At 54.0% G+C, this 5,681-nt stretch carries 5 protein-coding genes; all 5 read left to right on the top strand.

Annotation, left to right across the window (positions count from 1 at the left end; translation table 11 throughout):
• On the top strand, positions 1 to 651 hold a 651-nt coding region (locus CAPSK01_RS02430), incomplete at its 5' end, for a hypothetical protein (RefSeq protein WP_273702949.1).
• 268 nt (positions 652 to 919) lie between these two features.
• Entirely contained in the window at positions 920 to 2,332 is a 1,413-nt protein-coding gene (locus CAPSK01_RS21545) for a hypothetical protein (protein WP_273702948.1), read from the top strand.
• 50 nt (positions 2,333 to 2,382) lie between these two features.
• Positions 2,383 to 3,279 carry a hypothetical protein gene (locus CAPSK01_RS02420; protein ID WP_273702947.1) on the top strand — a complete coding sequence of 299 codons (897 nt, stop codon included), beginning with the start codon at positions 2,383 to 2,385 and terminating at the stop codon, positions 3,277 to 3,279.
• A 28-nt stretch (positions 3,280 to 3,307) separates the two neighbouring features.
• The gene (locus CAPSK01_RS21540) at positions 3,308 to 4,027 is read left to right on the top strand and encodes a hypothetical protein (protein WP_273702946.1); all 720 of its coding nucleotides are present in this window, start codon (positions 3,308 to 3,310) and stop codon (positions 4,025 to 4,027) included.
• Positions 4,028 to 4,155: 128 nt separating this feature from the next.
• Entirely contained in the window at positions 4,156 to 4,626 is a 471-nt protein-coding gene (locus tag CAPSK01_RS02410) for a hypothetical protein (protein WP_034921997.1), read from the top strand.
• Positions 4,627 to 5,681: the final 1,055 nt, after the last annotated feature.

The raw sequence follows: 5,681 nt of genomic DNA, 5'->3' as shown, positions 1-5,681 counted from the left end.
CTTGCCGCTGCGCGTGAATTTTTGCGGGGGTGTGAACGGTTACGTTCGGTCGTCTACGACGAGAGCGAAAAAGGGGTTAGCGTCTATCCGCTGGCGAAGTCTACTAAATTGCGCAGCAATCCGCAATTTTCGGATAAAAGCCAGGGTGCCACCGTTTCCTTGGCCGAGCCACTGGTCATCCAAAAGACGGCTCACGACTGGATACACGTAACAACGGCCGACATGAGCAAGACCGGCTGGATTCACCGGGGGGCAGTGACTTATTCGGAAAGGCAAGCGAGAGTCATAAAAGAGTCGCCGCATGCGCCGACCAATATCATAGTCATTACTAAAGTAACCTCTGTGGAATCGTTTACCTTCGCGAATGCCGCTGGCGTGATTACCTGGCGGCTCTGGCTCGGTGCCGATCTGTCGGTAATAGGAGGACGCAAATGGGTCATAGAAGACGGCGATTGTTTGTCTTTCGACGAGAGTGCTTCGAGATTCAACGGCATTATCATAAAGGCTGCCGATCTGACCCAAACAATTTCGCGGCCAACCGTCTGGGGCCTGTATTGCTACTCGCCAACCCACAAAAAGCTTCTGCCGATCGCGGACATGATAGGAGCACCGGGTGCCCCCACCAATAAGGTCGAGGCCAAACCAAAGTAGAGGCGCGCGGGAAGGAGCGCAGGCAGGCTCCAGCGGAACGGCCCGGGCATAGTATAGCGCTACGGAACTCTCTCATAACGCCGGACGATGTGTAGTAATTGCTTTTCTCGTGTTATCTGCCGGTTACGGCCTCGGTTTTCCGCTCTCGGTTCGCCGATATTTATTGTCGATCACAAGGTTAAAACCACCGGCTTTAGGGAGATCACTATGAAATTCAAGAGTCTTATTTCTGCAGCGACGATGTTTACCACAGGGGGGAGATAGAATCATGTCAGACGACTATTCCGCAACGACCGCCACAACAGGGCGACTCATCGTAGGCAGCTCGGTGGCCGGCTACATAGAAGGTGAAGACGATTCCGACTGGTTCGCCGTCACCCTGAGTGCGGGCACGCCTTATTATTTCGCACTGGAAGGCTGGTCGACGCTCCAGCAAAGTTTTGCGTTGGGGGATCCTGCGCTAACCTTGCGCAGCAGCACAGGTTCTCAGATTGACAGAAATGACGACGGTGGCATAGGATTCAACTCGGGGATATCCTACACGCCAACCACCAGCGGAACCTATTACCTTGATGCACATAATTCAGGTTACGGCAGAGGTTTGATTTTTGATTTATCTGGAGGAACGGTCTACTCCGATTTCATTGGTAACTATCGCCTATCGGCAGTGGCAGTAACCGACGATTACCCCTCAAATACCGCTACAACAGGGCGACTGACCGAAGGACAGTTCGCTGGCGGCAACATCGAAGTCCCATACGATGAAGACTGGTTCGCCGTGACCCTGAGCGCGGGCAGGACCTATACGTTTAACTTGGAAGGCTCGGATACGTCCCAGGGTACATTGGCCGATCCATACTTAGTCTTGCGTGACGGACGGACCTTCTCTACTGTCAGCAATGACGACGGTGGGATAGGATTGAACTCACTGTTACGCTACACGCCAACCACTAGCGCAACCTATTACCTTGCTGTACGAGCACCTACCGGTGGCACTGGTACCTATCGCCTGTTTCAGGACACCGCAGGTGAGACTCTGACTGGCGATGCGGGCAACAATATTTTGACTGGGACTTCGGGCAGCGACAGCTTCCTTGGTATGGCTGGAAACGATCGACTAACCGGTGGTCCGGGAAGGGACTTCCTGGCTGGTGGCGAAGGTATAGATACCGCAATTTATTCTGGCAATCACTCTGACTACAGGGTGACGAGGACGGGAAACACCCTTGTTGTTGAAGCGCAAGGTGGGGCTGATGGCCAGGATACCCTATCTCAAGTAGAGCGCCTTCAATTCGCCGACACGAAGCTTGCGTTTGATCTGGACGGCAATGCCGGCATGGTTGCTAAGATTCTTGGCGCAGCATTCGGAGCCAACGCGGTCCATAACAAACAGTTCGTAGGCATAGGTCTTTCCTTCCTCGACGGTGGAATGACCTATGAGGAATTGAATGCACTTGCGATCGACGCAGCAGGAGCCACTACACCGCAACAAGTTGTGAACCTGCTCTATACGAACGTCGTCGGTGTCGTACCATCACCAGCTGCGGCTCAACCGTTTATTGATATGCTTAACAACGGCATGACCGTCGGTGCTCTCGGCGTATTAGCCGCCGATACCTCGATAAACGCGACTAACATCGACTTGGTAGGATTGCAATTGTCAGGAATTGAATATCTGTGAAGCCTCCCCGGTTTTTCTACTCCCGGTTCGCCGAGGTATTTTAACGGACCATGAAAATGACGATTCGTACAACTCGCTATTTCGGTATTCACAGCTTGTTTTTGGCGACTCTGGTGGCGTTGGTGATTGCTTGTTCTTCGGAGAGCTCCGACTGGGAGTTTGCTCAGCAGAAGGGCAGCGTGGAAGCACTGCGTGATTTTCTCAAGCGATATCCTGAAGGGCAGTTTCGTCAACCCGCAACCGAGAAACTCGAGGATCTGGAGTTCGCCCTGGCCACTGCCAAAGGAAGCGCCGCCGCTCTTGACGAGTTTATCGCGGCGCACCAAGCTGGTCGTCACGCGCAGGACGCCAAGCGGCAGCGGGACGATCTATTGAGTAAATCGGCGTATCGCTGGAAATCGCCGTTTACTTTTCCCAAGGGGGCCTCCGGAATTTCCGTGACGGGCAGCAAGGAGGGCCTTTCGATCAGGTGTGGCGCGGTGAAGTTGATCGTTCCGGAGAGCGCTGATCCAAACGACGAAGTGCTCGTTTATAAAAATATTCGTCACGAGCCTGATCCTCTACGTATGACAGTGAATCTGGAAGGAGTCGCCATTAGGGCGGATCCTCTTACCGGTGATTTGTACCACGATGCGGTTGCCGAGATCAAAGGCGAAACCTGCTCCATTCCCGCAAGATACAGTCTGGGCGGGTTGCTGAGAAAGGCCGGGCTAATGGACATCTACCCCGACGCGCGAAACTCGAGCGGAGTTTCCATTGACGTTGATTCCAAAATCGGCTTCACGAAGTTTGCCGGATTGAAGTTCAAACAGCCTGCAGTAGTCAAGATTTCCGACGATGGCCTGGTGATGGTCGATCGGCCCGACCTGGTCACCGAAGATCATTCTGGCCGGATCTGGCGTTCGATCGCCGTCGCCGATCACCATCTATTGGTTTCGTCGCCTTGACGCGAGGCTGCCGATGTTCGGGATGGTTATGATGAATCTCACTCTTGACCAATGTTTCAACGAAGTCCGGAGTGTTTTTGTACCGCTGCACGACGAGCGGCAACCGAGCGGCGCTCTTCTACTGCTGACGTGGCAAAACGCGGGCTCCGGTCAGCACATTTTTGTGCCCGCCGACGGGTTATCGGGGAAACCTGGGCCTGTCTTTTTCGAAAGGATCATTCTGATGTCGAAGCATTTCCTGCATTGTATCCTGCTTAGCGCTGCGACTCTGGCTTTGGTCGGCTGTGCGTCTGGAGTTTCACGTCAAGCCGATAGCTCTGGTGCCACGCCACAGCTTTCGTCCGAACGCATCAGCAAGGTCGTCGTTCGCTTGAGCCCGGAAGCTCAGAGTAAAGCGGCCGACAATCCGGGTTTTTCGACCGAGGAACTCGCTTCGGTGATCAGAAACCAGGTTGATCACCGCAATATGCTGGACAGCGCGTCGCCCACTTCCTTGGACGTCGAGGTGAAGGATTTCCGTGTTCGTTCAACTGCGGCCGCCATTTTGTTCGGTTTCATGGCCGGAAACGACAACGTGTCCGGCGACGTGCGGCTGCGCGGTCCGAATGGCGATACCGAGCCGTTCACCGTGAGCGCGTCCTATGCACTGGGTGGCCTCGCCGGTGGCCAGGATGGTATCCGAATGCGCTGGCTGTACGAGGAATTTGCCAAACTGGTGGCGGCCGAATTGTATGGCGAGAGCAAATAGGTCCGCCGGTAAATAATCGAGTCAGCCCGGGCGTGCGTCTGTGCGGGGATGGTTTCTGCACCACGTCGCGGGATAGTCTGGGATCGACACCTAAAACCGTGTCTTGGCACACTGAAAAGGAGACTTTTATGGCCGCAAGCAAGCAAATGGCTTTCCACATCGGGAGCTCCGTGTTGATAGCCGTATTCGGCGTATTTTTGGCTGTGGCTTCCGGCACCGCGGCGGCCCAGTCCTGCCATCCCGCGCCGCTGCAGAGCGACCCAGGATCGGCAAGCAGTGGCGCCAGCCTGGTACGTTTGGCGGGCGATTACAAACTGCGTGAAACCGGTTCCCGCACCATCCGGCTCCAGGCGGGGCAATCCTACTGGTTCGCCGCCTCGGGCTGCCCCCGCACCGACGACATCGAGTTAACGGTGACGGCGCCCGATGGCGCTACTATTTTGTCACGGGTTGGTCATACGACTGCCGGGTGTGTCAAACCACCCAAAAGCGGTAACTATCGTATTGCCGTCAAGCCGCTATCGCTTCGCTCGGGTTACGACTGGGGCAGTATCGCCGCGGAAGGAGCGAAATCGAGTTGCGATCCCAGCAGCGGCTGACACGACGAATTTACGTACGCGTCCAATAAACTACATCCTTATAAATTCTTGGCTTTGACGACTAGTAGGCCTTAAGCAGCTTCCAAGCGCTTGATTTTCTATGGCGCGTAGATTCATGTATAAAGGTATGGGTCTATCTGGATGAATTGGCCGTGTTCGTGGTCGGTGAGAGGGGCATTGGCTTTGCGGAACATGGCGAGGCTTCCGAGATATTGGGGTGACAAGTATACCCGCATAAATCAGAAGACTTATCCGGAAGCGCATATAAGACATGGGCTTTCTCGTAGTATCGCATCCGAATCACCGCGGGGCCAAGCTGTCCCGATAATAGCTTTCTTCCCGGTCTTGCGGTCAAAACAGAAAGGGTAATCAGATAAGTGAGAACTTTAATCGCAGTCTTGAAACCTCCCCGCCTTGTGAACATCCAGCAGCGGAGAACCCTACCGTCATTCCTGAGAGCATTGGCGGTTGGCTCGTCCTACCCGCCATCGGTTTGATTATCGGAGTTATTTTCTCAGTGATTAACATCGTTGCGAGCCTAGGGCAGGCCTCTGACGTTCCCACGCGATATCAAGGCATTTTCATCATTAGTCTGCTATGTGATATCGGCCTCACTGCCTTCCTCATCTACGCGGCGGTTTTATTCTTCGGCAAGCGTCGCGACGCTCCGGGAACTATTATAGCATTTATGATTGTTGGAATCGTTGCCCAGGGAGCGCTCTTTCTAGTGACGACCGGAGCCGATGCTGGGCCGGTCGCAAGCGTACTAGGGATAGTCTTGGCAAAGCAGGTGTTGGGAGCCCTCATTTGGGTTCCGTATTTTCTAGTCTCAAAACGTGTTAAGAGGACTTTCGTGATGCCGTAATTGGCAGACGCTTATATGCAACTCAGCGCGCACGTGAGAATCAATGGCATACACTGGGACGCTTCAACATATATGCTCGTACGCTTTTGCGGAAAATAAATAACTTAGAGAACGCCTACCTAAGATCCGGTGGCTAGTGAAGCCCATAGCCTTATACACAACTCATCTGACATCATAAATATCGATATGA

The sequence above is a fragment of the Candidatus Accumulibacter vicinus genome (genome assembly GCF_000584955.1).
GTDB lineage: Bacteria > Pseudomonadota > Gammaproteobacteria > Burkholderiales > Rhodocyclaceae > Accumulibacter > Accumulibacter vicinus.
The sequence above is the reverse complement of the archived record's forward strand: the minus strand, read 5'-3'. Positions and strand labels throughout refer to the sequence as shown.